17 protein-coding genes are annotated in these 25,304 nt (G+C 71.3%); 5 read left to right on the top strand and 12 right to left on the bottom strand.

The window, feature by feature from the left end; all coding sequences use genetic code 11:
* Positions 1-29 precede the first annotated feature (29 nt).
* A complete protein-coding gene (locus K7C98_RS35605; RefSeq protein ID WP_224196326.1) occupies positions 30-1,670 on the top strand; it encodes a M66 family metalloprotease in 1,641 nt (546 codons plus the stop codon).
* A gap of 143 nt (positions 1,671-1,813) precedes the next feature.
* Here K7C98_RS35605 and K7C98_RS35600 read toward each other — a convergent pair whose 3' ends face one another.
* From K7C98_RS35600 to K7C98_RS35565, 8 genes are all read right to left on the bottom strand, one after another.
* The gene (locus tag K7C98_RS35600) at positions 1,814-4,153 is read right to left on the bottom strand and encodes an FG-GAP-like repeat-containing protein (RefSeq protein ID WP_224196325.1); all 2,340 of its coding nucleotides are present in this window, start codon (positions 4,151-4,153) and stop codon (positions 1,814-1,816) included.
* A gap of 174 nt (positions 4,154-4,327) precedes the next feature.
* Entirely contained in the window at positions 4,328-6,889 is a 2,562-nt protein-coding gene (locus tag K7C98_RS35595) for an FG-GAP-like repeat-containing protein (RefSeq protein ID WP_224196324.1), read from the bottom strand.
* 325 nt (positions 6,890-7,214) lie between these two features.
* Complete coding sequence (locus K7C98_RS35590; RefSeq protein ID WP_224196323.1) at positions 7,215-8,843, bottom strand: mucoidy inhibitor MuiA family protein; 1,629 nt, start codon at positions 8,841-8,843, stop codon at positions 7,215-7,217.
* Between the two features lie 3 nt (positions 8,844-8,846).
* Positions 8,847-11,102 (bottom strand): DUF4139 domain-containing protein, encoded by a 2,256-nt coding sequence (locus K7C98_RS35585; RefSeq protein WP_224196322.1) that lies wholly within the window; start codon positions 11,100-11,102, stop codon positions 8,847-8,849.
* Between the two features lie 194 nt (positions 11,103-11,296).
* Positions 11,297-13,450: a catalase gene (locus K7C98_RS35580; RefSeq protein WP_224196321.1), complete on the bottom strand. Its 2,154-nt coding sequence runs from the start codon at positions 13,448-13,450 to the stop codon at positions 11,297-11,299.
* A 189-nt stretch (positions 13,451-13,639) separates the two neighbouring features.
* Positions 13,640-14,698: an agmatine deiminase family protein gene (locus K7C98_RS35575; protein WP_224196320.1), complete on the bottom strand. Its 1,059-nt coding sequence runs from the start codon at positions 14,696-14,698 to the stop codon at positions 13,640-13,642.
* A 38-nt stretch (positions 14,699-14,736) separates the two neighbouring features.
* Complete coding sequence (locus tag K7C98_RS35570; protein WP_224196319.1) at positions 14,737-15,147, bottom strand: hypothetical protein; 411 nt, start codon at positions 15,145-15,147, stop codon at positions 14,737-14,739.
* Between the two features lie 38 nt (positions 15,148-15,185).
* Positions 15,186-15,524, bottom strand: coding sequence for a hypothetical protein (locus K7C98_RS35565; RefSeq protein ID WP_224196318.1), 339 nt, complete (start codon positions 15,522-15,524; stop codon positions 15,186-15,188).
* A 403-nt stretch (positions 15,525-15,927) separates the two neighbouring features.
* Here K7C98_RS35565 and K7C98_RS35560 point away from each other — a divergent pair, with 403 nt between their 5' ends.
* On the top strand, positions 15,928-17,136 hold the full coding sequence (locus K7C98_RS35560) for a cytochrome P450 (protein ID WP_224196317.1): 1,209 nt from the start codon (positions 15,928-15,930) through the stop codon (positions 17,134-17,136).
* 98 nt (positions 17,137-17,234) lie between these two features.
* On the opposite strand, the gene K7C98_RS35555 is transcribed toward K7C98_RS35560, so the two are convergent.
* The 3 genes from K7C98_RS35555 to K7C98_RS35545 all read right to left on the bottom strand — a co-directional run bounded on the left by K7C98_RS35555 (position 17,235) and on the right by K7C98_RS35545 (position 20,760).
* A complete protein-coding gene (locus tag K7C98_RS35555) occupies positions 17,235-18,164 on the bottom strand; it encodes a hypothetical protein (protein ID WP_224196316.1) in 930 nt (309 codons plus the stop codon).
* Positions 18,165-18,288: 124 nt separating this feature from the next.
* Positions 18,289-19,284 carry a hypothetical protein gene (locus tag K7C98_RS35550; protein WP_224196315.1) on the bottom strand — a complete coding sequence of 332 codons (996 nt, stop codon included), beginning with the start codon at positions 19,282-19,284 and terminating at the stop codon, positions 18,289-18,291.
* A gap of 66 nt (positions 19,285-19,350) precedes the next feature.
* The gene (locus K7C98_RS35545) at positions 19,351-20,760 is read right to left on the bottom strand and encodes an adenylate/guanylate cyclase domain-containing protein (RefSeq protein WP_224196314.1); all 1,410 of its coding nucleotides are present in this window, start codon (positions 20,758-20,760) and stop codon (positions 19,351-19,353) included.
* Between the two features lie 143 nt (positions 20,761-20,903).
* Between K7C98_RS35545 and K7C98_RS35540 the strand changes: the two genes are divergently transcribed.
* The 3 genes from K7C98_RS35540 (at position 20,904) to K7C98_RS35530 (ending at position 23,767) form a co-directional block, all read left to right on the top strand.
* Positions 20,904-22,091, top strand: coding sequence for a vWA domain-containing protein (locus K7C98_RS35540; RefSeq protein ID WP_224196313.1), 1,188 nt, complete (start codon positions 20,904-20,906; stop codon positions 22,089-22,091).
* 23 nt (positions 22,092-22,114) lie between these two features.
* Complete coding sequence (locus K7C98_RS35535; RefSeq protein ID WP_224196312.1) at positions 22,115-22,846, top strand: OmpA family protein; 732 nt, start codon at positions 22,115-22,117, stop codon at positions 22,844-22,846.
* Between the two features lie 69 nt (positions 22,847-22,915).
* Positions 22,916-23,767: a BON domain-containing protein gene (locus K7C98_RS35530; RefSeq protein WP_224196311.1), complete on the top strand. Its 852-nt coding sequence runs from the start codon at positions 22,916-22,918 to the stop codon at positions 23,765-23,767.
* Between the two features lie 57 nt (positions 23,768-23,824).
* Here K7C98_RS35530 and K7C98_RS35525 read toward each other — a convergent pair whose 3' ends face one another.
* Complete coding sequence (locus K7C98_RS35525; RefSeq protein ID WP_224196310.1) at positions 23,825-25,243, bottom strand: DUF4215 domain-containing protein; 1,419 nt, start codon at positions 25,241-25,243, stop codon at positions 23,825-23,827.
* Between the last annotated feature and the right edge of the window lie 61 nt (positions 25,244-25,304).

Here is a 25,304-nt window from a genome sequence, read left to right as displayed (position 1 = left end):
GGCCTGCGGGCGCCGGATAGCGTGTCCATATGACGCGCCCCCAGCTCTCGATCTCCGCAGCTCTCGCGCTCGTGCTCGTCCCCGCGTGCGGTGACGACACCGGTGCCGGCACCGACGGCCCCGGCACCGCCGTCACCGCCACCGACCCCGGAGGCACCACCGACGACGAGACCGAGACCGCGCCGACGACCACGGATTCGGCGACGCCGTTCGAGCCGATGCCGGCGCTCGGCGGGCTCGAGCTCGAGTGGGTCGAGGCCAACCAGGGCATCGGCGTGGCGATCGGGCGCGACGGCGCCGGCGTCGGCGGGACCGAGCGCACCTCGTACCTGCTGCAGAACCGGCTGACGCTGGTGCGCGCGTTCTGGCGGAAGCTGCCGGACGACTGGGTCCCGCGCAAGATCGAGGCGCGGCTGATCGTCAGCGGCTACCCCGACGGCGAGAAGGTGTTCAAGCACACCGCCGTCGTCGAGGGCGACTCGTTCGTCGGCAACCTCGACAAGAGCTTCTACTGGGGCCTCATGCCCGACGAGGTCATCGCGAACCTCAAGTACCGCATCGAGCTGTGGGAGACCGAGGCGGGCTACGCCCTGCTCGACCCGCCGCCCCCGCCCGGGGCCAACCCGCCCAACCTGCCGCTCTCGGGCAACGCCTTCATCGGCATCGAGGACAGCTACCAGAGCATGAAGGTCACCATCGTCCCCTACCACTACAACTACGGCGGCTGCAACACGACGCCGGACCTGTCGGAGGGGACCATGAAGAAGTTCGAGACCTTCATGTTCATGATGAACCCGATCGAGAAGCTCGAGATCACCATCCGCGAGCCGATCGTGTGGGAGGGCGAGCTGACGCAGTTCGGCCAGCTGAACCAGTTCATGGTCGACCTCCGCCAGCAGGACGGCGCCCCGCCGGAGACGTACTACTTCGGCTACGTCGACGTGTGCTCGGGCGGCCTCGGCGGCGCCGGCGGGCAGGCGATCGACATCCCCAGCACCTCGCTCAAGACCGACGCGTGGAAGCGGATCTCCTCGGGCCTGTCGCTGCCGAACAACACCGACTACGCCGCCGAGACCTTCGTCCACGAGGTCGGCCACTCGCAGGGCCGCTATCACATCGCCTGCAGCGGCGAGGCCGGGACCGACAACAGCTACCCGCACCAGGGCGGCGACATCGGCGAGTGGGGCTTCGGCGTCGTCAACTTCAAGCTCTACCACCCGACGATCCACAAGGACTACATGACCTACTGCCACCCGGTGTGGGCCTCGACCTTCGGGTGGAACAAGGTCTACCCGGTCATCAAGCAGCTCAGCTCGTGGGAGATGGCCGGCGCGCCCGCGCCCGACGACGAGGGCGCGATCCTCCTCGGCATGATCTACCCCGACGGCACCGAGTCGTGGATCACCACCCCCGGCGCGATCGACCGCGACAACCTCAGCGCCGTGCAGAGCGTCGAGTTCTACGCCGGCGGCGAGCGGCTCGCCGTCCACGCCGCCGAGGTCCGCCCGCAGCCCGACAGCGACGTGATCAACATCGTCGCCGAGCTCCCCGAGGGTTTTGACGATGTCACCCAGATCGCCCGCCGCGACGGCGACAGGCGCGTCGTCACCGAGGCCAAGGCGATCAAGATCGCCCACAAGTACCGCTCGCTGCCGCTGACGAACAAGTAATCGCGCCTGTCTTCGCGGTCCTGCTCGAAGGGACATGTCGCTCGCGGCATGTCCCTTCACTCATGTGTGGACAGAGCGCCTCGCGCCCGCGAGAAGGGCCCCGGCGCGGCCGCGCCGGAGCCCTCGGGGTCAGCCGGGCCGGCTCACGCGCGCTTGCGCGAGCGGCGGACGCCGAACACGCCGAACAGCAGCAGCGAGGCCCACAGGCCGCGGGTGTCGTCCGCGTCGGCGACGCAGCCGCAGCCGTCGTCGTCGAGCTGGCACTGGCCGTTGGCGTCGGCGGGCGAGCCGTCGGGGCACTCGCTGATGCCGGTCGTGGCGGAGTCGCCGCAGTCGTCGGGGCAGCTATCCTCCTCGCCGGGGCTGCACACGCCGTCGCCGCACACGCAGTCCTGCGGGCAGGTCTCGCCGCCGGTCGGCTCGCAGATGCCGTCGCACCCGTTGGTGTCGGTGTCGCAGTCCTCGGCGCACTCCTCGTCCGGCGAGCAGATGCCGTCGCCGCACATGCCGGCGGTGTCGCTGTCCGTCGACGGGCAGTCGTCGGGGCACATCGGGTCGTCGGCGGTGCCGCACTCCCCGTCGCACATGCAGTCCTGCGGGCAGTTCTCGGGCGTCTCGCCCGGCGCGTCGCACGTGCCGTTGCCGCAGGTGTTCTCGCACGCGATGCAGGTCGGCGAGTCCTCGTCGCAGGTCTCCCACTCCTGGACCACGCCGTCGCCGCAGTCGGCGGGGTCGACCTCCAGCGCCACCGTGAACGGGCCGACGCAGACCTTGTTGTCGGCGGCGTCGATCGCACAGTACTGCCAGGTCAGCGTGTCCTCTTTCTTGCCGTTGTAGGGCACGGTGAAGCCTACCCGCCACAGCGCCTCGCCGAACCAGATCGACGGGGCGATGAACTTCTTCGGGTCGTCGTCGGCCAGCGCCAGCAGGTCGTTGGGGTCGTCGAGGCTGAGCGCGAACTCCATGTACGGCAGGCGGCGGTTGTGCGCCGTCAGGGCCGCGCCGTCGCCGATCAGGTTGTAGTCGGTGAGGTTCGCGTCGAACTTGTAGTCGTGCCAGTGCGACGGCGTCTTGTAGTCGTTGACGCGGGCCGCGAGGCCGGCCGTCTTGCCGAAGAACAGCAGCGTGCCGAGCTTGTCCTTGATGTTGTCGTCGTAGATCCGCGGCGGCGTCGCGTCCTCGGGCACGCCGTCGGTCGGGTCGTCGCGGCCGAACAGCACGAAGTTCGGCTGGGCCGCGTCGCGCGAGGCGATCGCCACGTCCTCGCGCTTGTCGTGGTTGAAGTCGGCGAACATCAGGCCGAACGACTGCGCCAGCTCGGGCACGACCGGGAAGGCGGCGTCCATCGGCACCGACGCCGGGGTGAACTTGGTGCCGTCGTTGAGGAACAGGCGCGCGTTCTTGTCGTTCGGGCCGAGGCGCAGGCCGGTGGTCACGAAGTCGGGCTTGCCGTCGTTGTCGAAGTCGAGGGTCGCGGCGTCGAAGTCGAGCTTGGGCGGGTTGAACCCGATGGCCCAGTAGTCCATCGGGTTGTCGGCGAAGTCGCCGGCGCCGTCGTTGATGATCACCGAGTTGCGCTTGGCGCAGAAGTCGACGCCCATGATCTCGATGCAGTTGCCGCCCTGGCCGACGCCGTCCTGCAGGGTCACGACGTCGACGAAGCCGTCGCCGGTGAAGTCCATCGGCGTGAACGCGGCGTTGACCTGCTTGGCGATGTTGCCCTCGAGCGCGCCGATCGGCAGGTGGGTGAAGTTGCCGGCGCCGTCGCCCTTGAGCACGATCGCCCAGCCGACGCCGCGGGTCGCGACCATGACGTCGAGCGCGTAGTCGTTGTCGATGTCGACGAGCTCGAGGTCGAACGACCAGACGGCCTGGGTCTCCAGGCCCATCGGCAGGTTGGCGCCGCCGTCCTCGAAGGTGCCGTCGCCGGTGTTGAGCCACAGGCGGACCGACGCGCCCTGGTCGACCGGGTCGCCGTACGGCTGGCTGTTGCCCCAGTCGGTGGCGACGATGTCGAGGTCGCCGTCGCCGTCGACGTCGCCGAGCTCGAGGTCGCCGATGCTCTTGTTGGCGCTGGGGCCGATGTCCTGGCGGGAGAACGCGCCGCCGCCCTCGTTGAAGAGGACGTAGCTCTGGTCGGTGAAGTTGACGCCGACCACGAGGTCGGCGTCGCCGTCGCCGTCGATGTCGCCGGCCTTGATCGAGTAGCCGTTGTCGGGCTCGTCGAAGACGCCGTTCTGTTCCATGAAGCCGGTGCCGCCGGTGTTGACGAACAGCTGGTTGGGCTGGGCGTTCTGGTCAGCGCCGGTCGCGTCCCCGGAGCTGTTGGCGAACACGATGTCGACGAAGCCGTCGTTGTTGATGTCGACCAGCTCGACCTTCTGCGTCGTCAAGCCGGTGTCGGCCAGCGTGACCCCCGGGTCCAGCGCCCACGGGGACGCGCCGGCCAGCGCCGGCAGGAGCGCCGCCGAGACGGCCGTCACCGCCTGGAGCGCGCGACCCGAACGAGAACAGGAGTGGGACCTAATGCGAGCGACGAACATGGCGTTTCACCTTCAAGCGAGTGGGGTAGTGGGACCAGACCGATCGTAAAATCGAACGGGGCCCGACGGGGCCGGCGGTAGTCCGCCGGGCCCCCGGCCCCGGTCACGCTGGCATCAAGCGCGCTTGCGGAAGCGACGCACGCCGAACACGCCGAACAGCAGCAGCGACGCCCACAGGCCGCGCGTGCTGTCCGGCTCGGCGACGCAGCCGCAACCGTCGTCGTCGAGCTGGCACTGACCGTCGACGCCGCCGGCGGTGTCGGGGCACTGGCCGTCGCTCGCCGACGCGCCGTCGCAGTCCTCCGGGCAGGTCTGCTCCTCGCCGTCCGAGCAGATGTCGTCGCCGCACACGGCGCAGTCCTCGGGGCAGGACGTCGGCGTCTCGTTGTCATCACAGACGCCGTTGCCACATTCGCCGCCATCCGTCGGCTCGGGCAAGCAGTCGTCGGGGCAGTTATCCTCGTTCTCCGGCGGGTTCGTGCAGTGATCGTCGCCGCAGTAGCCGTCGTAGTCGCAGTCGTTGGGGCAGTTCTGCGCGTTCTCCGGCGGCTCGCAGGCGCCGTCGTTGTCGCACGGGCCGCAGTCGTCGGGGCAGTTCTGCTCGTTCTCCGGCGGGTTCTGGCAGGTGCCGTCGCCGCACACGCCGTCGTAGTCGCAGTCGTCGGGGCAGTTGTTCGCGTCCTCGGGCGGCTCGCACGCCCCGTCGTGGTCGCACGGCCCCTCGCCGCAGTCCTCCGGGCAGTTGTTCGCGTCCTCGTGGTCCTCGCACATCCCGTTGCCGCAGGTCTGCTCGCACTTGATGCAGGTCTCGGAGTCGTCGTCGCAGGTCTCCCACTCCTGGACCGTGCCGTCGCCGCAGTTGGCCGGGTCGATCTCGAGCTTGACCGTGAACGGACCGACGCAGACCTTGTTGTCGGCGGCGTCGATCGCACAGTACTGCCAGGTCAGCGTGTCCTCTTTGCTGCCGTTGTAGGGCACGTTGAACTTGACGCGCCACAGCGCCTCGCCGAACCAGATCGACGGCGAGATGAACTTCTTCGGGTCGCCGTCGGCCAGCGCCAGCAGGTCGTCGGGGTTGTCGAGGCTGAGCGCGAACTCCATGTACGGCAGGCGGCGGTTGTGCGCCGTCAGGGCCGCGCCCTCGCCGGTCAGGTTGTAGTCGGCCAGGTTCTCGTCGAACTTGTGATCGTGCCAGTGCGACGGCGTCTTGTAGTCGTCGACGCGGGCGTTGATCTTGGCCTCCTGGCCGAAGTACAGCAGGGTGCCGAGCTTGTTGGCGAACCCGTCGTCGTAGATCCGCGGCTCCCTGGTGTCGAAGGCCACGCCGTCGGTCGGGTCGTCGCGGCCGAACAGCACGAAGTTCGGCAGGCCGGCGTCGCGCTGGGCGATCGCCACGTCCTCGCGCCGGTCGTGGTTGAAGTCGGCGAACATCAGGCCGAACGACTGCGCCAGCTCGGGCACGATCGGGAACGCCGCGTCGAGCGGGACCGACGCCGGCTCGACGCCCATGCCGTTCTTGTTGAGGAACAGGCGCGAGTTCTTGTCGTTCTGGGCCAGGCGCAGGCCGGTGGCCACGAAGTCGGGCCGGCCGTCGTTGTTGAAGTCGAGGGTCGCGGCGTCGAAGTCGAGCTTGGCCGGGTTGTTGGCGATCGGCCAGAACGTGCCCGGATCGCTGGGGTAGTTGCCCATGCCGTTGTTGAGCAGCAGCGCGTTGCGCTTGGCACAGTACTGCACGCCCATGACCTCGATGCAGTTGCCGCCCTGACCGACGCCGTCCTGCAGGGTGATGAGGTCGATGTAGCCGTCGCCGTTGAAGTCGCTCGGGGTGAACGAGACGTTGACCTGCTTGGCGATGTTGGCCTCGAGCGCGGGGATCGTCAGCTTGCTGAAGATGCCGCTGCCGTCGTTCTTGAGGCCGAAGCCGAAGCCGACGCCGCGGCTGGACACCAGCACGTCGAGCGCGTAGTCGTTGTCGACGTCGACGAGCTCGATGTCGAACGAGTACGCGGCCCAGGTCTCCATGCCCATCGGCAGCTGGGGGTTGCCGTTCTCGAACGTGCCGTCGCCGTTGCCGAGCCACAGCTGCAGCGGCTGGCCCTGGTCGACCGGGTCGCCGAACGGCTGGCTGTTGCCCCAGTCGGTGGCGACGATGTCGAGGTTGCCGTCGCCGTCGACGTCGCCGAGCTCGAGGTCGCCGATGCTCTTGTTGGTGCTGAACGAGATGTCCTGGCGGGTGAAGTCGCCGCCGCCCTCGTTGATGAGGACGTAGCTCTGGCCCTGGTAGTTGACGCCGACCACCAGGTCCGCGTCGCCGTCGCTGTCGAGGTCGCCGGCCTTGATGACGTAGGCGTTGTCCGGATCCTCGAAGACGCCGCCCTGCTCGGTGAAGCCGGTGCCCCCCATGTTGATGAGCAGCTGGTTGCGCTGCGCGTTGGCGATGCTGCCGGTGTCGGTGCCCGAGCTGTTGGCGAACACGATGTCGACGAAGCCGTCGTTGTTGACGTCGACCAGCTCGACCTTCTGCGACACGTAGCCGGAGTCCGGGAGCTGTACGTTGTTGTCGACCTGCCACGGGGAGGCGCCGGCGACCGAGGGCAACAGCGCCGCCGAGAGGGCCGTCACGACCTTGAGGCTGCGAGAGAGAGGTTGAGACTGCGGCAGACGGACGAACAGCATGATGTTTGGACCTTCAATCGGGGGGAACAAAGTCGAGGTACGAGCCGCACGCGACGGGTCGCCCGCGACAGGGCCCTGGAGCGTCGTAGCCAGCATAAGAAGGGTCTCGCGCCCACGTCCAGTAAAAGTGAGTCCACGCGCGGTCTCGAGCCTCCGGCTTACACCCCTGCGCAATGGGGAAACCGGGCGGCGGTCCTGTGATGCGACGACGTCGGCGTGACACATCGGCGGCTGCACCGCGACGACCTGTCTGCAAGAACAGGTCGCTGCAGGCGCGCGGAGCGCTACGCACCCCCCGGACCCACACCCGCGCTTCGACCACTACTCAGATGCCGACGACGTCGCCGTGCTTGCGGACGATGAAGCCGAGGCAGAGGCTTGCGCGCCCGTAACCAGGCAGCTCGACCTTCCAGCGCACCAGCCCGTTGCTGTCGGGTCGCGCCCGATCGGTGGTCGTCGCCGCGTCGATCTCGATCTTCACCTTCTCGATCTCCGACACCGGCACCCGTTCGCTGACCTCCACCGTGCGAGGCTGCGCGCCGAGGTTGCTGAGCTTGACCTCGATCTTGTGGATCTGCGACGTCCAGCCCGAGAGCATCGCCCGCTCCTCGCGCGCCTGCGTCACCGTCCGCTGCACTCGCACGGCGCCGTCGGGTCCCCAGCCGATGCTGAACTTCTCGTGCGGGGCGATGAACAGCGTGCTCGTGCGACCGACGAAGCCGCCGTTGCGGATCAGGTCGACCGGCCCGGCGAGGATCGGCAGCTGCGAGCGGCTCTTCTGCGTCGTCTTGAGGATCACCGCCTCGGCGAGCTCGGCCATGAGCACGTGCTCGAGCACCGTCTCGCCGGCGGTGAAGGCGATCAGCGGCACGCGGTGCGGCCGGCCGTCGCTCGGCACGCTCGCCTTCGCCGGCGCGCGCAACGCCTGCACCTCGCCGCCGTCGTCGATGCCCGGCAGGTCCTGCGAGTGCTGCTTCGGCGCCCCGCCGAGCCCGGTGGTCTGCACCTCCTGCTCGCGCGCCTCGACGACGAGGACCTCGCTCTTGCGCTGGACGAACAGCACGTCGCTCGCGAGCTGCGGCGGCTCGGTGCCGAGCGACGGCCGCTCGGTCGAGAAGATCAGCTGCACGTCGCTCCAGTCCTCGCCGGTGTTCTGCCACACGCAGCCCTCGCTGCTGAAGTGCAGCATCGGCGGCTCGCCCTTCATCACCTCGACCAGCTGCGCGCGGTGGTACGGCCGCCAGCACGCGCCCGGCACCACGTAGTCGACCTGCACCGCGTAGACGCCGGCGGCCGCGGCCCACACCTCCACGACCACGTCGGCGGCCACCGCGTCGCTGACCTGCGCGGTCGCGCCGATGCGCTGGTTCAGCCGCTTGAGCTCCGCCTCGACCTCGACGACCTCGAAGTCGAGCTCGAGGCGCTGCTGGCGGGCCGCGTGCTCGCGCGCGGCGATCCGCTCGAGCGCGTCGGCCCACCCCGCCGGGTCGTCCTGGCCGTAGCAGACGTCGACGCCGATGTCCTGGATCGCCACCTCGCCGACCCCCGCGAGCGTCGCTTCGTGGCGCTGGGCCAGGTCGCGCGCGGCCTGCAGCTCGGCTAGCCTCTGGGCCAGGCGCTCCCGCTCGCGCTGGAGCTCGCGCGCCCGCTCCGGCTTGTCCTCGCCGAGCACCAGCTTCGAGCGGCGGACGCGGGCGTCGCTGACGCGCACGCGCGCGGGGTCGCCGTGCTTCTGCCCGCGCGGGGCGATCGCCGCGCACAGCGTCTTGTCGCTCAGCACCGGCGCGACCGCGGCGATCCGCAGGCGCGAGATGCCGGCGCCGAGCTCGATCGTGCCGCGGCGGACCACGTGCGCGCGATCCTCGAGGACGGTGACCTCGACGACCGGGGCCTTGAGCTCGACCGGGGCCTTGGTGGTGGGCTCGTGCTTGTCCATGACTGTGGGCTCGGACATGACTCACTCCCGGCGGTTGCCGCCGACCAGTTCCTTCTTCGCGGAGATCCGGACCACGTAGGTCGCGCTGAGCTTCTTCTTCTCGCCGGCGGGCAGCTGCACGCGCCAGCGGTAGCCGCCCTTGAGCTCGTAGTGCTCGGGCTCGAACGGGGCCCAGGCCGGCTCGACCGCGCCGACGTCGACGTGGATCTCGTCCTCCCTCTCGCGCAGGCTCGGGAGCCGCTCCTGCACCTCGATCTCGACCGGCCGCGGCGAGCGGTTGGCGATCTCGACCTCGATCTCGTGGCGCAGCGACAGCGAGCCGCCCATCAGGCCGGCCGCCTCTTCCTTGTAGTGGGTGTTGCGCGCGACCTTGATCGCCTGCTCGACGCCGAGGCCGATCTTCACCTCGCCGCGCGGCGGCGCGACCTTCAGGTCGGCCGACAGCAAATAATCGTCGCCGACGTAGATGTCCGCAGGGCCAGGTAGCAGCGGCGCGTCGAGCGGGTTCTTCAGCCTGATGAAGCGGAACACGTCGGTGCTCTCGCGCGGCACGACCACGTAGCCGAGCACGCTCGGCGCCGCCTGCTTGAGCAGCGGCACCGAGTGATAGTCGCCGTCGGACGGGATGTCGATCGGCGTCTCGGCGGCGTACACGTAGTCGAAGCCGAACCACGACTCGGCGAAGCGGTGCCGCGGCGGCAACCCGCGCCCGCCGGCCTGCTGCGCCCGCGCCACCGCGCCGTCGATCAGGGCGACCACGTCGATCTCGCGCGTCACCTCGCGCACCCACAACATCTCGAGGTAGCGCTCGCGCCGGTGCGACAGCGTCAATGTGCCGCGCCGGCCGCTCTCGGGGCCCGGCATGCGCAGGTCGCCGTACGCGAGCTGCTCGGGCGCCACCTCGTGCTCGAGCTCCGGCTCGGCGCGCGCGAGGCCGGGTCCACCGCCGCCCTCCGGCGCCGCGAACAGGCTGCTCACCGCGCCTGCCAGCGCCCCGCCGGCGTCGGCCAGCGCCCCGCCGAAGCCGCCGCCCTTGCGCTTCGCCAGCTCGGCCGAGGCCGAGAACGTCATCGGCGGGGGCGCCGAGGGCGGCGGCGAGGCCCGCATCGGCGGCGCGCTCGCTCGCGCCGGGGCCTGCGGCGCGGGCGGACGCGCGGCCCCGGGCAGGTTGCGGGCGCGATCGAACTGCTGCTGCAGGGCGGCCGCCTGTTTCGGCGAGACCGAGCCCGAGCGCGTCGGCATGTCCTCGGCGACCTCGGGATCGATCATCCCCGCGAACGACTCGCCCTCCCACTCGTCGCTCGGGGCCGGTTCGGGCGCCGGCTTGTTCGGCGCCGCGCCGCCGGCGAGGAAGCGGTCGTAGTCGGCGTAGAGCTCGCCGGCGCCGGCCGGCGGGGCCCGCCAGCCGCGGCGCGGCGGCGCGGGTTGGCGGCGACCGATCCGCAGCGCCTGCATCTCCGGCAGCTCGACCCACCGCTGCGCGTCCGCGGTCGCCAGCGTGAGGCGCACGCCGGTCCAGTCCTCACCTGTCTCTTGGGCCACCACCGCGCGCACTGCCACCGTCGCCTTGGCCAGGTCGGGCGTCAGGTTGATCGCGTACGACGGGGCCCAGCGCGCGCCGGGGACCATGTACTCGAGGATCACGCGCACCGGCACCGTCGGCACCTCGGCGGCGCGCAGGCTGATGAGCGCCGCCTTGCGCAGCTCGTGCGGCTTGGCCTGCCCCGCGCGCGAGGCCGCCTTGCGGCGCGCCTCGAGGTGGTCGCGGCGCTCCTCGGCCTGACGCTGTTCGCTGCGGACCTGGGCCAGCTGCGCGTCGAGGCTCTCCAGCTGCTTCTGCTGGAACTCGACCAGCGACAGCCGCGCGTTCGTCGGCGACGGCAGCGGTGGTTGCCCGCGCTTGTTGGCCGGGCGCTCGAACACCTGCAGCCGCTCGATCCGCGAGCGCTGGGCCTCGAGGTGCGCGCGGCGGTCGGCCAGCGAACGGACCGCGCGGCGGGCCTGTTTGAGCTCGGCGTCGTCCGGGGGCGGCAGCGCCGGATCGGGCTCCGCGAGGTCGAGCGCGATCCGCAGGTCGGTGGCCACCGGCAGCTCGCCGCCCTCGCCCTCGACGCGCACGCGGACCGAGCCGTCGTCGAGGCTGAGCGGCAGCCCGAGCAGCTTGACCTGCGCCGGCACCGGCTGCGCCGCCAGCAAGATCGCCGAGCGACACACCAGCGCGCCCTGGCGATACACCGTGACCGAATCGATCCGCGAGCTCAGGACGGGGACATTCATACGCCGGCGGATTATGCCCGCGTCTCGGCCGGCGAGCCTCGGCAAGCCGCGGGTCGGCGGCGGCTCGCCATCAATCGTCGTTCCACGCGGTTTCACGGGCCGCGCGCGGGCGCATGCGCGGCTCGCCGCCACGCGCTCGCGCGATCGAGAGCGGTCGCGGGCGCGAGCCTCGGCGCGCCCGCGCTCGCGCGCGCTCAGGCGGGCACGCGATCGACGTTCTTGCGGTCCCAGTGGCGGTGGGCGGCGATCGCCGCCTTGAACTTCTGCGCCACCTGCTTCACGTCGCCGCCGTCGCGCGACCCCACCACGCCTGACTGTTTGAACAGGTCGGCGTCGCTCGAGCCCTTCGGCAGGATGTCGGTCGCCAGCAGGAAGTCGAGCCCCTGGTCGACGCCCGCGATCGACTTGTAGTGGGCGAACGCCTCGTTGACGAAGTGGACCGCCGTGCCCTCCTTCTTCAGCGCCTTCACGCTGTCGGCCCCGCCGGGCACGTAGACCGCGTCGTAGAACACCGAGGCCGCGGTGCGCAGCGTCTTGGCGGGCTTGAACGACTTGCCGTCGCTGCTCTTCAGCGGGGCCAGCGACGGCGCGACGATCTCGACCACCGCGCCGCCGGCCTCGAGCGCCGCCTTCATCGCCTCGAGCTGCGCGCCGTCGACCCCGTCGGCGGCCAGCACCGCGACCATGCGGGTCTCGATGGTGTCCTTGACCGTGTTGGCCATGCTGAGCTCGGGCGCCTTGACGCCGTCGTAGTCGTGGCGCTCGCCCGGCGGGAACGTCACGCCGTACTTGTCCCACTCGGCCTTGAGCCGCTTCATCGCCGCGCTCGCGTTGTCGATCGTCAGCCCGAGGTTGGCCGCCACGCGCTCGGCCAGGGGCATCGCGACCTGGGCGAGGATGTCGACCATCCGCTTGCGCACCATCTCCGACTCGACCATGCCGAGCTCGAAGCTGTACGCGTCGATGATGTGCTGCTTCTCCGGCCCCGACATGTTGCGCCAGAACATCTCCGCCTGGCCGAAGTGGTCGGAGAAGCTCTTGCTGCGCTCGCGCACCTTCTTGGCGTCGATCTTCTCGGCGTAGGTGTTGAAGCCCTTGGCCCCGGCGTGGAACGGGCAGCCCTTGCCCAGCGAGTTCGGCGAGTACGACGTGCGGCCCTTGTCGATCGTGTGGCGCATGTGCCCGTCGCGCTGGTTGTTGTCGATCGGCGACTGCGGGCGGTTGATCGGCAGCTCGTGGAAGTTGGGGCTGCCGAGGCGGCTCAGCTGGGTGTCGAGGTACGAGAACAGCCGGCCCTGCAGCAGCGGGTCGTCGGAGAAGTCGATGCCCGGGACCATGTGCGACGGGCAGAACGCGACCTGCTCGGTCTCGGCGAAGAAGTTGTCGGGGTTGCGGTTGAGCACCAGCTTGCCGACCCGCTCCAGCGGCACCAGCTCCTCGGGCCAGATCTTGGTCGCGTCGAGCACGTCGAACGGGAACTTGTGCTCGTCCTTCTCCTCGATCACCTGGATGGCGAATTCCCACTCGGGGTACTGCTTGCGCTCGATCGCCTGCCACAGGTCGAGGCGGTGGTAGTCGGGGTTCTTGCCGCCGAGCTTCTGCGACTCGTCCCACACCACCGAGTGCACGCCGAGCTTCGGCTTCCAGTGGAACTTGACGAACGTCGCCTTGCCCTCGGCGTCGATGAAGCGGTACGTGTTGACGCCGAAGCCCTCGATCATCCGCAGGCTGCGGGGGATCGCGCGGTCGGACATGATCCACATCAGCATGTGGGTCGACTCGGGCGTCAGCGACACGAAGTCCCAGAACGTGTCGTGGGCCGACGCCGCTTGCGGGATCTCGTTGTGCGGCTCCGGCTTGACCGCGTGGATCACGTCGGGGAACTTCAGCGCGTCCTGGATGAAGAACACCGGGATGTTGTTGCCGACGAGATCGAAGATGCCCTCGTCGGTGTAGAACTTGACCGCGAAGCCGCGCACGTCTCGCGCCGTGTCCATCGACCCGCGCGAGCCGGCGACCGTCGAGAAGCGCACGAACACCTTCGTCTTCTCGCCCACCTTTTGCAGGAACTTGGCGCGCGTGTACTTCTTCAGCGACTTCGTCACCTCGAAGTAGCCGTGGGCCCCCTCGCCGCGGGCGTGGACCACTCGCTCGGGGATCCGCTCATGGTCGAAGTGGGTGATCTTCTCGCGAAAGATGAAGTCTTCGAGCAGCGTCGGTCCGCGCGGCCCCGCCTTCAGCGAGTGGTTGTCGTCGCCGACGGGCACCCCCTGATTGGTGGTGAGCGTTGGGCAATTTTTCGGTCCGCGGGCCGCCGCGTCGTTCTCGTTGGATTCGTCCGTCGCCATCACGTCCTCCTCTGCGCCGTCGATCGAGCGAGCGACGGCCGCCCTCCTTAGCACCCCCCCCGATCGGTGCAACCGCAACGACGCGACGGCGGCCGTCGAGCGGCGCCGACGACCTTCTCGCAGCAGCGCGCGCACTCGACCTGCCGACGCGAAGCCGGGCGCGCGAAAAACTACCTGTCCCTCAGGACATCAACTCGCAGCGCCGGGGCCGAGGCACAGCGGGCGCGGCAGCTGCATCGTGAGGCAGTGCAGGCTGCCGCCCTGCTCGATCAGCGGCAGGCAGTCGACGCCGATCACCTCGCGCCCGGGGAACGCCCTCGCCAGCCGCGCCAGCGCCTCCGCGTCGGCCGGGTCGTCGTAGGTCGGGACCAGCACCGCCCCGTCGATCACCAGGAAGTTCGCGTACGTGGCCGGGAGGCGCCGCGCCCCGGGCCCGAAGCGCGGGCGCGGCCACGGCAGCGGCACCAGCTCGTAGGGCTCGCCTTCCAGCGTACGCAACGCGGCCAGCTCGGCCGCCATCGCCTGCAGCTCCTCCCAGTGGCTGTCGGCGTTGTCGTCGCAGCTCTGGTAGGCGATCGTGCGCGCGTCGCAGAAGCGGGCCAGGGTGTCGATGTGGCCGTCGGTGTCGTCGCCCTCGAGCCAGCCGCGGCGCAGCCACAGCACCCGCAGCGCGCCGAGGTGGCGGCGCAGCGCCGCCTCGAGCGCCGGCGCGTCGAGCCCGCTGCGGTTGTCGGCCAGCAGGCAGCGCTCGGTCGTCAGCAGCGTGCCGGCGCCGTCGGACTCGACGCTGCCGCCCTCGAGCACCAGCGGCACGATCTCGAGCGGCACCGCGCCGAACGCACCGAGCGCGTGCAGCCGCTGCGGGATCACGTCGTCCTGCGCCGCCGCGAACTTGCCGCCCCAGCCGTCGAACACGAAGTCGAGCACCCGCGGCGCCCCGTCGACCATCACCGTCAGCGGCCCGTGGTCGCGGGCCCAGGTGTCGTCGCACGGGACCGCGTGCAGCAGCGCCCGCGCGTCGGCGACCCCCGCCCGGCGCAGCAGCGCCCGCACGTGCCCGGCCAGCGCCGCGTCGTGGCACGCGATCACCACCACCTCGCGCAGCGCGACCTGCCGCGCGATCTCGACGAACACCGGCTCGACCCGCGCGAGCGTCGGCCCCCAGTCGCTGCCCGCGTGCGGCCACGTCAGCAGCACCCCGGCCTGCGGCGCCCACTCGGCCGGCAATACACGTGTCTCTTCAGCCATGTCCCTTCGCCCCTGTCTCTCCGACCCTGTCTCGACGGTCAGGACCCGGTCGCCGGCGTCGCCCGCAGCGCGATCACCTGGCGCACCGACAGCCCCGGCGACCCGGGCACCACCAGCTTCAGCGGCCCCTCGCCGACCGGCAGCCCGAGCGCGACGATCACGTCGTCGCGCCCGACCGTCGCCGCGTCGACCGTCTGCTTGTAGCCGTCGGCGCCGACCACCTCGACGTCGAACCCCGCCGGCACCCCTGCGACCAGCAGCGCCTCGCGCAGGCGCGGCCCGGCGTACTGCCTGTCCTTCACCGTGACCTGCACCTGCGGCAGCTCGGCCAGGCGGGCCGCCGTCAGCGACTCGGAGCGGGTCGCCGTCTGCACCTCGAGCGCCCCGGCCGGCGCGGCGGAGCAGGCGGACACGGCGAGCGCGACGGCGACGACGAGCGAGCGGAGCATGAGCGCGAGCATATCCGCGCCCCCCCGCGCGCACAAGCTCAGTCGAGGCGCTCGATCGCCGTGCAGTCGCTCGTCACCTGCGCCTTCTGCTTGCCCTGGATCGGCTGATACGTCGCCAGCAGCTCGCCGCCCTTGCCGATCAGGAAGATCTGTTCGGCGCCGCCGGTGATCGTCTCGCGCGCAGCCTTGAACAGGTAGACCTGCCGCCCGCTGCCCGCTGCGGTACCGACCTCGACCGTGACGTCGTTCCCGCAGGCGTTGAAGATCGACACGTGAAACTCGCTCACCGCGCCCGACGGCGGCGGCGAGCTCGTGGTGCTCGGTTTGTCACAACCGGCGAGCGAAAGAAGGACAGCGACGAGGGGGACGATTCGCATGGGTGGATCCTCTCGCCGAGACTCTATCAATTCACCTCGCCGCGCGCGCCCCCGGAGCACGTTCAAAGCTGTTCGACCACCGGCCGCACGATCCCTGACGGCCCGCGCGGCCCCTGAATCGCATGCATGCATGACGGACTCTGCCCCCGCCGTCGCTCTCGCTGCGCCTCCGCGACGGCAGGCGCCGCTTCGCCGCACTCGCAGGCCCCTGTACGACATGTCCTCTCGGCCATGTGCTCGCGCCGCTCACCCAGCCTTCCGGCGACCTGTCTCTCGCGCCATGCCGTCCGACCCCCCCGACGCGACGACCGAAGCGCCTTCCCGCAGCCGCCCCCTTCGAGCGCCCCCGCGCGCCCTCGCCTCGCCCCCCGCGCGCCGCGAACTCCGCTACCCTCGAGTGCGCATGCACGATCCTCTCGGCCTGTACGCCCCGGAAAACCGCACCGACCCCTACCCGGTGCTCGCCCGCCTGCGCCGCGAGGCGCCGCTGTACTTCGCCGGCAACGAGGGCGCGGGCTCGTACATCGTCACCCGCTACGCCGACGTCTCGGCCGGCTTCCGCGACCCTCGCCTCTCGGCCAGCCGCGCCGAGGCGATGGCCAGGCGCCTGCCGCCCGAGGCGCGCGAGTGGGTGGCGCCGGTGACGGGCAACCTGGCGCACTGGATCTTGCTGCGCGACCCGCCCGACCACACGCGCCTGCGCAGCCTGTTGGGCCAGGCCTTCACGCCGCGGCTGATCGAGGCGTGGCGCCCGCGGATCCAGCAGATCCTCGACGAGCTGCTGGCGGCGATCGAGCCCGGCGAGGTCGAGCTGGTGCACGCGCTCGCGGGCCCGCTGCCGGTGCTGGTGATCGGCGACATGCTCGGCCTGCCGCCCGGCGATCGCCACCGGCTCAAGGCCTGCTCCGACGCGATCGCGGCCTTCTTCGGCGCCGCCGCCATGACGCAGGCGCTGCTCGCCGACGCCCGCGCGGCGATCCTCGAGCTCGAGGATTACTTCCGCCGCGCGCTCGCCGAGCGCCGCGCCGCGCCGCGCAACGACCTGCTCTCGGCCCTCGTCGCCGCCGAGGAGCAGGGCTCGGTGCTCAGCGAGCAGGAGCTACTGTCGACCTGCACCGCGATCCTGTTCGGCGGCCACGAGACCACCACCAACCTGATCGCCAACACCGTCTCCACCCTGCTGCGCCACCCCGACCAGCTCGAGCGGCTGCGCGCCGAACCTGGCCTGGTGGCCAGCGCGATCGAAGAGGTGCTGCGCTTCGAGTGCCCGGTGTCGCGCATGGGCCGGATCGCCCGCGTCGACTTCGAGTGGCACGGCCAGCAGCTCAAGGCCGGCGACCGCCTGTTCCTCTCGTTCGCCGCCGCCAACCGCGACGAGGCCCAATTCCCCGACCCCGACCGCTTCGACATCGCCCGCGCCGACAACCGCCACCTCGGCTTCTCGACCGGCCCGCACTACTGCATCGGCGCCGCCCTCGGCCGCCTCGAAGCCCGCCTCACCCTCGAGGCCCTTCTCAAAAAATTCCCGCGCTGGGAGCTGCTCGAGACGCCCGTCTGGCTCGACAACCTCACCGTCCGCGGCCCCGCGGCCCTCCGCGTCGCGCTCGGCTGACCCGCCGCCTGTCCCTCAGGACACCTGACCAGGACGGCCGTCTGTCTCTTCGGACATCTGATGCTCCGCCCGGGACATGTCTCCCGGGACACCTCGCATCACCGCCGGCGTCGCCGCCGCGCCAGCCCGACCAGCACCAGCGCGAGGCCCCCGGGCAGCTCGCCGCCCCCGCGGCACCCGCAGCCGGCCTCGCCCGAGTCCTGCGCGCCGTCGCTGCTGCTCGCGCCGTCGCTGCTGCTCGTGCTCGTGGTCCCGCCCCCGCTGCCGCTCCCGTCGCTCGCGCCCCCGCTCGTCGGCGCGTCGCCGCCGCTGCTCGACGTCGTGGCCTCGCCGCCGGTGGGCTCGCCCGTCGTCGCCCCCGTGGTCGCAGGCGCCCCGCCGCTCGCGTCCTCCGTCGTCTCGCCGGTGTCCGTCGCCGCGTCCGTGGTGCCCGTGCTGTCCTCGCCCGTGCTCGAATCGCCGGTCGTCTCGCCGACCGGCGGCCCCGGCGGCTCGTAGACGCTGCCCGGCTCGACCAATGTGATGACCATGCGGACCTCGGTCGGCATGTACAGCGCAGCCGTCTCGGCGCCGACGTTGTCGGCCGAGGGCTTGCCGTTCATCGTGTCCTTGAGGATGCACGCGAACTTGTTGACCCCCTGCTTCCAGTCGACGAACTCGCCCGGCGGCGACCAGAACTGCGCGAACGTCGACTCCCACTCGTACACCCCGACCTCGGTGTAGGTCGGCGACTGCAGCGTGCACGCGTACGTCGGGTTGGCCTCGAAGCACACCTGAAATCTGGTCTCCTGCGCCGTCGGCTTCGACAGCACCTCGAGGTGGACCCACACCGAGCCCTGCGTCCAGTCGATCGGGCTCGTCCAGTCCTCCGGCACCTCCATCGCCGGCGTCACCCGGTAGTGCGAATCGGCCAGGTCGGGCGCGTGCACCCACGTCTCGTCCATCACCACCAGTTGCCCGGCGCTGGCCTCCCAGCCCGCCGCAGCGACCCACACCCCGAGCGCGACCGCCAGCCCCTTCGTGCGCATGTCGACCACGTTACCGACCTCGACGCCGCGTCGCCACGCCGCTCGCCGTGCGACGAGTCGGGGCCGCGGCCGTGGCGCGTGGGGTCCGCGATCGACTCGGCGATCGCCGGACCCGCATGCGCGCTCACTTGCGCCGGTACGTCAGCGCGTACTTGAGCGGGTTGTCCAGCCGCGACGACGTGATCGTCACGCTCATCGTCAGCTTGTCGCCCGACTCGTCGAGCGTGAACACGCTGCGCCGGCCGCCGTCGTCGGCCTTGAACTCCATCAGCAGCCGGCCCTTGACGATCGAGAACGCGACCGTGAGCGGCGAGCCGTCGTCGGCCGTCCACGGCACCGCCGGCCCGCCGAGCGTCCCCGAGATCGTGCGCCCGGCCGCGAACGTCGCCGTGATCTTGGTGCCCTCGACCGCGAACGTGATCTGCTCGCGGATCGGGTTGGCCGCGGTCAGCCGCTTGCGCCCGATCCCGCGGATCAGCGCGTTCAACTGCTGCACGGTCGCCTCGATCGCGTCGGTCAAGCCCTGCCGCTGCGCCTCGCCGCCGGCGTAGCGGAACGTCCCCGCGAAGCGGTTCTGCTCCGGCTGGGCCGGCGCCGCCGGGGCCGGCGCAGGCGTCGGCGTCGTCACCGGCGCGGGCGTCGGCGCCGGGGCCGGCGCCGGTGGCGGACTGTCCGCAGGGACAGGTGGCTCCGGCGCCGCCGGCGTCGGTGACTTGTCCTTCGGGACAGGTTGCGTCTCGCTCGTCGGCTTGACCTTCTTCGCCGCCGCCTTGTCCGGCTCGGCCGCCTTCGCGTCCGTCTTGCCCTCCGCGACCGCCGCGGGCGCGGCCGCCGGCGTCTCCGTCCCCGCCACGGCCGCCGCCGGCGTGTCTGCCGGCGTCTCGGTCCCCGCCACGCCCGGCGCCGCGGGAGCGCCCGCCGGCTCGGCCAGCGCGACCTGGGTCTCGGTCTTCGCCTCGTCCTTCGCCTCGACCTTGGCCTCCCCCTTCGCGTCGTCGGCGAACGGATCGTCGAACTCGTCCGGCACCGCCGCTGGTGGCGGTGGGGGTGCTTCCTCGCCGCATCCGACGGCGAGGACGGTCGCGCACACGAGGACCCTGCGGAGCTGGACGGCGAACATTGTCGCCACCATACCAGCGAAGCCGGCCCGTCACCTATCGCCGGATCTACCCGGTGCGCCGCCGAATTACCGCGACGCTGCGCTCGCCGGGGCTCGCTTCTTCGCCAGCCACGGGTTCGAGTCGTCGGCCCCCACGCTCTCGATCGTCTCGCCGACCGCCGTCGAATCGGCCGCCTGGGCCAGCGCCAGGATGCTCTCGTGGTCGCGCAGCCAGATCCCCGCCAGCTCGCCGGCGGCCGGATCGAGGGCCGGCACGAACACGGTGAGCGGCCCGCTGCGGCCGCGGATCGGCACCTCCGGCGCCTGCACGAATTTCACCGGTCCGCGGATCCGCGCCTTCGTCGTCTCCGACACCAGGATCGGGCTCGCCAGCTGCTTGGTCAGCGCCTCGAGGCGCGACGCCACGTTGACCACGTCGCCGATCGCCGTGTACTCGCGGCGGCGCGGCGAGCCGATGTCGCCGACGATCACCTGCCCGCTGTGCAGCCCCACTCCGATCTTCAGCGCCGGCACCCCCGCCTCCTCGCGCGCGAGGTTGAAGCGGTGCAGCGCCTCCTGCATGTGCAGCGCGCACCACATCGCCCGGTCGGCGTGGTCGGGCTGTTCGATGGGCGCCCCGAAGTAGGCCATGATCCCGTCGCCCATGAACTTGTCGAGCGTCCCACCGGCGGCGAAGATCACGTCGACCATGCAGGTCAGATAATCATTGAGCAGGCGGACCACCGCCTCGGACGGCATCGACTCGGCCAGGGTGGTGAACCCGCGGATGTCGCTGAACAGCACCGTCAGCTCGCGCGACTCGCCGAGCGCCTGCTGCTCGCGCGCCTGGCTCAGCAGCTCGGCCACCGCCGGCGAGAAGTAGCGGCCCATGCGGTCGAGGCGGAGCTGGTCGCGCGCCGTCGTCTCGATGAGGAAGCGGAACCGGCCCATCAGGTACGCGCACGTCGCCGCCACCAGCGACAGCAGCAGCACCGTCGCCACCATCGCCCCGACCGTGACCCCCGCCGTCACCTGCAGCACGATCTCGAGCGCGCTGCCGACCACCGCGCACGCGACCACCAGCGGCCGCTGCAGCGTGATGGCCGACAGGATGATGAACAGCGCGAACACCCCGACCGCGAAGCCGGCCGTGCCCGCCGCCGAGCCGGTGCCCATCGTGCTGTAGAGCAGGACGAAGATGAACGGCACGTCGACCAGCGCGATCGCCACGCCGAGCACCGACCCGCGCCCGCCGAGGCGGCGCCCGCCGAGGAACAGCGCCCCGGCGATCAGCCAGTAGCTGGCCACGATCCGCACCCCGCCGGCGCCCCACTCGGCCTGCTGCAGCAGCAGGTCGAGCACCGCGTAGAGCCCGAGCAACCCGCTGGCGCCGGCGAAGCGGATCGCGTTGACGCGGCGGACGCTCTGCTCCTGCTCCCGGTCGATCGCCGAGGCCATCGCGCTCTTCTGTCGCCTGCCGAGCCGGGACCAGATCATCACGACCTCCGCGGATGATACGCCGCCCGTCCGCGAACCGCTCGGCGGGCCTCGCTCGTCGCCGCCCTTCGTCGCCGGTCAAGGTTGTGTAAAAGCCCACGCAGTCGGCGGCCAGCTCGCCGCCTCGCGCGTAGGTTGCTGGCATGCGTCACCGCCCCATGGAAGTCCTCGCCGCCAGCGCCATCGCCGTCTGCTGCCTCGCTCTGGCGATTCGTCCCATGATCGAGAGCCCCGCCCCCGAGGTCCCTGCGCCGGTGGTCGAAACGACCATGTCGGTCCAGGCGACCACGCCGGTCCAGACGACCGCGGCCACGCGCCCCCGGATCGACGTGGTGTTCGTGCTCGACACCACCGGCAGCATGTCGGGGCTCATCGAGGGCGCGAAGCAGAAGATCTGGGCCATCGCCAACCGCCTCGCCTCGGGCGAGCCGCGGCCGGACCTGCGGATCGGGCTCGTCGCCTATCGCGACCTCGGCGACGAATACGTGACCAGGCGCTTCGACTTCTCGAGCGACATGGACGCCGTCTACGCCGAGCTGCTCGGCTACGAGGTGAACGGCGGCGGCGACCATGCCGAGCACGTCGGCCGCGGCCTCGAGGACGCCCTCGAGCGCATGCAATGGACCGCCGGCGACAAGGTCCTGCGGCTCGTCTTCCTCGTCGGCGACGCCCCGCCGCACGACGACTACCAGGACTCGCCGACCACCGACGCGCTGGCCAGGCGGGCCGCCGAGCGCGGGATCATCATCAACACCGTGCAGTGCGGCGCCGGGCCCGACGCCGAGGTCGCGTGGCGGCGGATCGCCGCCGCCACCAACGGCGAGTACACCCGCATCGCCCAGGACGGCGGCGTCGTCGCCGTCGCCACCCCGTACGACGGCCGCCTGCAGCAGCTCAACCACGACCTCTCGCGCACCATGCTGAACTGGGGCAGCAGCGCCGACAAGCACAACGCCGCGGCCAAGCTCGGCAACCGCATGGCGATGTCCGCCAGCGCCGCCGCCGAAGCCGCCAGCTACAGCGCCAAGGTCGGCCGCCTCAACAGCGAGGACCTGCTCGGCGCGCTCGACGGCGGCCAGGCGCTCGCCGACATCCCGCGCGATCAGCTGCCGGACGTCATGCAGGCGATGACGCCCGAGCAGCAGGCCGCGCACGTCAGCGACATCCGCCGCAGGCGCGGCGAGGTCAACGAGGAGATCCGGGCCCTCTCGGCCCAGCGCGACGCCTTCCTGCGCGAGGCCGAGCGGGCCGCCGGCGCCGGGGACGGCTTCGACGGCAAGGTCACCGACACCCTGCGCCGCCAGGCCGAGGCGATCGGGGTGGCATATTGACCTTCGGACATGTTTTTTAACACATGCCCCGAAAGCCATGGCCGATCCGCCGCCGCATGCGCAGCTGCGGCGCCGGCGAGCGGTCGGCCGGTCTGCTCGCCTGCGCCGCCGGGGCCGGCGCGGCCGCGCTTGACGGCCTCGCGCGCCGGCCAATCCTGGCGGCCATGAGAGCCGTCCACCTGTCCCTCTGTGTGCTCCTCGCGTCCGCGGCGGGCTGTGCCAGGACTCGAGCCGACCGGCCGGTCGAGCACGCCGACGACGTCGCCGAGCGCGTCGACGCGGCGCTGATCGCCGAGGCCGAGGAGCGCGAGGCGCTGCCGCCGGCGCGCGACGTCGAGGCGCGGACGGACGCCGAGATGCCGATCGAGATCACCGGCGTGTTCATCGACGTCCCGCTCGCTACTGCTTGCGGGATCCCGCTCGAGCCGGAGTCCTACTTCGAGTTCGACTCGTCGGCGCTCGAGCCCGAGGACAACATCCTGCTGCGGCGCGTCGCCGAGTGCCTCACCACCGGCCCGCTGCGCGACCGCAAGGTCGAGCTGCGCGGTCACACCGACCCGCGCGGCAGCACCGAGTACGACGACAAGATCGGCATGTCGCGCGCCGCGTCGGTCAGCGACTTCCTCTCGCAGCTCGGCGTCGACCCCGAGAGCGTCGTCGTCGTGCCTGCCGGTGAACCCGGCGCCGCGCCCGAGGCCCCGAGCGATTGGCCCTACGAGCGTCGCGTCGACATCGTCTTGCTCCCCGTCGAATGACGTCGCGCCGGGCGCCGCCGCTTGCCCGCGCCGTGACCATGCACAAGAATTGGAGCGCGGAGGCTGAGCATGACCCGGCGCAGAATGCCCATCGAGGACGGATTCCGACACACCGGTGATTTCGGCCAGGGGCCGCGATTCCCCTGGGGATTCGCCGAATCGCGGGTCCCCCAGGCCGACGCCAGCTATCAGGGCTACGGCGCCTACGCCACGCTCGACGGCACGCGCCTCGACGAGTCCGAATACGCCGAGCTCGACTATACCGGCATGGAACTCGAGCCCGAGCTCGCCCCACCGGAGCACAGCGGCCGCGGCCCGCGCGGCTATCGCCGCAGCGACGAGTCGATCCGCGACGACCTCCACGTCATCCTCGCTGCGCACGACGAGATCGATGCCTCCGACGTCGAGGTGCTGGTCGAGCGCGGCGAGGTCCTGCTGCGGGGTCGCGTCCGCCGCCGCGCGACCAAGCGGCTCATCGAGGACATCGCCTACCAGATCGCCGGCGTCCGCGACGTCACCAACTTGCTGCGGATCGGTCCGCACGTGGCCCCGCCGCCGCCCGGACCGGTCGAGACGTTCGCCGACGACGAGGTCGAGAGCAAGCCCCGCAGCACGCACAAGGACGACCACCCGTCCCGCCGCGACGCGTGGATCACCGAGCACCTGCGCGACCGCGGCTCGAGCCAGGACCAGGCGATGCGCGCCATCGATCGCCGGGACCTGCGCAGCCACGACTACACCGGCCCGCGCGACACCTCGGCCGACGAGCGCATCACCGCCCCCGACCGCCCGCTCATCGTCCCCGAGCCGCGCTTCCCCGCGCCCGAGCCCGCCGACGAGGCGGTCGAGCTCGAGAACAAGGACCTCGACGCCGACGAGCTCCAGCTCGAGTTCATCGACGAGGACAAGGAGCTGCCCTGAGGACATGCCCTCCGGGACATGTTCTTTTCAGCATGTCCCATAGGGCATGTCCGAAGTTCACGGGCCGTACTTGCGCACCCACACGTCGCTGTTGAGGTCGGGCGCCACCGTCATGGTGCCGATCACCACCACCCCGCCGTCGGGCGTGAACGCGACGTCGGTGGCGGTGTCGACCCCGCCGTTCATGCCGGCGACGACGTCGGTCCAGATCTCGCTGCCGTCGGCGTCGTAGCGGCGGATCCACAGGTCGACGTCGTCCTCGCCCACCGCGGTGCCGCCGGCGGCGACGAACCCGCCGCCGGCCGCGGCCGCGATCGCCACGGCGTCGTCGCTCTCGCCGAATTCGCCGGCGAACGTGCCCGTCCACAGCGCCTGCCCGGCCCCGTCGTACTTGCGCAGCCACGCGTCCGCGAAGCCCCCGCCGGTCTCGACGCGCCCGGCCACGTACACCGCGCCGTCGGGGTCGACCGCGACGTCGAGCGCCCAGTCGTTGCCGCCCATCCCGCCGTCCCCCCGGTCCGTCCAGCCGGGCTGCCCGTCGGGCCCGTACTGCAGGACGAGGATGTCGAAGCCCTGGCCGGCCGTCGACTCGCGCCCGACCGCATACACGTTGCCGGCGCCGTCGACCGCCACCCCGCTCAGGCTGTCGAGCCCGCCGCTGCCGCCGGCGTGCACGCGCGACCAGATCTCGCCGCCGTTCTCGTCGTACTTGCGGACCAGCCCGTCGGTGTCGTCGTTCTGCTTGATCGTGCCGACGACCACCGGGTCGTCGCCGGCCATCGCCACCGCCGCGCCGGCGATCGGCGCGTCGTCGGTGAACTGCCACACCAGCTGCCCGGTCGGCGTGCACTTGCTGAGCCAGAACAGCCCCGGCTGGCCCTGCGCGACCGTCTGCCGGCCGACCGCGACCAGGAAGCCGGTCGGCTCGGCCGCCAGACGAACGGCCGAGTCGGCCGCGTTCACCCCGCCGTCGTACTGCTGCGTCCACTGACTGACGCCGCCCGGGTCGAATTTGCGGATCAGCGCGTCGGGCCCGGCCGTCATGTCGACCACGCTGGCGTCGATGTAGATCTCGCCGGCTGCGTCGACCGCGATCCCGCCGGCGAGGTCCTCGCCGTTTTTGGTCCCCTCGACGATCGCCGTCCAGCAAGCCTGCCCCGGCTCCGGCTGTCCCTTGGTACAGGCGAGCGTGCAGCAGTCGTCGTCGACCTGGTTGCCGTCGTCGCACTCCTCGTCGCCCGAGACGATCCCGTCGCCGCACACCGGCACCGGCGGCTCGCTCGTGCTCGTGTCGGTGAGCGAGGGGTCGACCGTCGGGTCGATCGTGGTCGTCGTCGGCTCGAGCGTGGTCGGCCCCGGCGCGGTCGTGGGGTCGCCCTCGCCGGTCGTGCTCTCGCTCGCCCCGCCCGGCGGCGACGACGTGCACGCGAGCAGCGGGACCGCGGCGAGGAGCGGGACGCGGACAGACCAGGTCATGGTCCGCGAGCTTAGACGACGGCTCTCACCGGCGAAAGGGCGCGCGCACGCGCCCGTGCGC

Origin of the sequence: Nannocystis pusilla, assembly GCF_020073745.1 — a bacterium.
GTDB lineage: Bacteria > Myxococcota_A > Polyangia > Nannocystales > Nannocystaceae > Nannocystis > Nannocystis radixulma.
Note: the sequence above shows the minus strand (reverse complement) of the source record. Positions and strands in the feature narration are given on the sequence as shown.

What these genes read in the sequence shown, in the direction of transcription:
- K7C98_RS35580 (WP_224196321.1), bottom strand. Translation starts at nt 13,450, where the DNA reads ATGGCGACGGACGAATCCAACGAGAACGACGCGGCGGCCCGCGGACCG.
- K7C98_RS35530 (WP_224196311.1), top strand. Translation starts at nt 22,916, where the DNA reads ATGACCCGGCGCAGAATGCCCATCGAGGACGGATTCCGACACACCGGT.
- K7C98_RS35560 (WP_224196317.1), top strand. Translation starts at nt 15,928, where the DNA reads ATGCACGATCCTCTCGGCCTGTACGCCCCGGAAAACCGCACCGACCCC.
- K7C98_RS35595 (WP_224196324.1), bottom strand. Translation starts at nt 6,889, where the DNA reads ATGCTGTTCGTCCGTCTGCCGCAGTCTCAACCTCTCTCTCGCAGCCTC.
- K7C98_RS35545 (WP_224196314.1), bottom strand. Translation starts at nt 20,760, where the DNA reads ATGATCTGGTCCCGGCTCGGCAGGCGACAGAAGAGCGCGATGGCCTCG.
- K7C98_RS35525 (WP_224196310.1), bottom strand. Translation starts at nt 25,243, where the DNA reads ATGACCTGGTCTGTCCGCGTCCCGCTCCTCGCCGCGGTCCCGCTGCTC.
- K7C98_RS35605 (WP_224196326.1), top strand. Translation starts at nt 30, where the DNA reads ATGACGCGCCCCCAGCTCTCGATCTCCGCAGCTCTCGCGCTCGTGCTC.
- K7C98_RS35590 (WP_224196323.1), bottom strand. Translation starts at nt 8,843, where the DNA reads ATGTCCGAGCCCACAGTCATGGACAAGCACGAGCCCACCACCAAGGCC.
- K7C98_RS35550 (WP_224196315.1), bottom strand. Translation starts at nt 19,284, where the DNA reads ATGTTCGCCGTCCAGCTCCGCAGGGTCCTCGTGTGCGCGACCGTCCTC.
- K7C98_RS35575 (WP_224196320.1), bottom strand. Translation starts at nt 14,698, where the DNA reads ATGGCTGAAGAGACACGTGTATTGCCGGCCGAGTGGGCGCCGCAGGCC.
- K7C98_RS35540 (WP_224196313.1), top strand. Translation starts at nt 20,904, where the DNA reads ATGCGTCACCGCCCCATGGAAGTCCTCGCCGCCAGCGCCATCGCCGTC.
- K7C98_RS35555 (WP_224196316.1), bottom strand. Translation starts at nt 18,164, where the DNA reads ATGCGCACGAAGGGGCTGGCGGTCGCGCTCGGGGTGTGGGTCGCTGCG.
- K7C98_RS35565 (WP_224196318.1), bottom strand. Translation starts at nt 15,524, where the DNA reads ATGCGAATCGTCCCCCTCGTCGCTGTCCTTCTTTCGCTCGCCGGTTGT.
- K7C98_RS35570 (WP_224196319.1), bottom strand. Translation starts at nt 15,147, where the DNA reads ATGCTCCGCTCGCTCGTCGTCGCCGTCGCGCTCGCCGTGTCCGCCTGC.
- K7C98_RS35585 (WP_224196322.1), bottom strand. Translation starts at nt 11,102, where the DNA reads ATGAATGTCCCCGTCCTGAGCTCGCGGATCGATTCGGTCACGGTGTAT.
- K7C98_RS35535 (WP_224196312.1), top strand. Translation starts at nt 22,115, where the DNA reads ATGCCCCGAAAGCCATGGCCGATCCGCCGCCGCATGCGCAGCTGCGGC.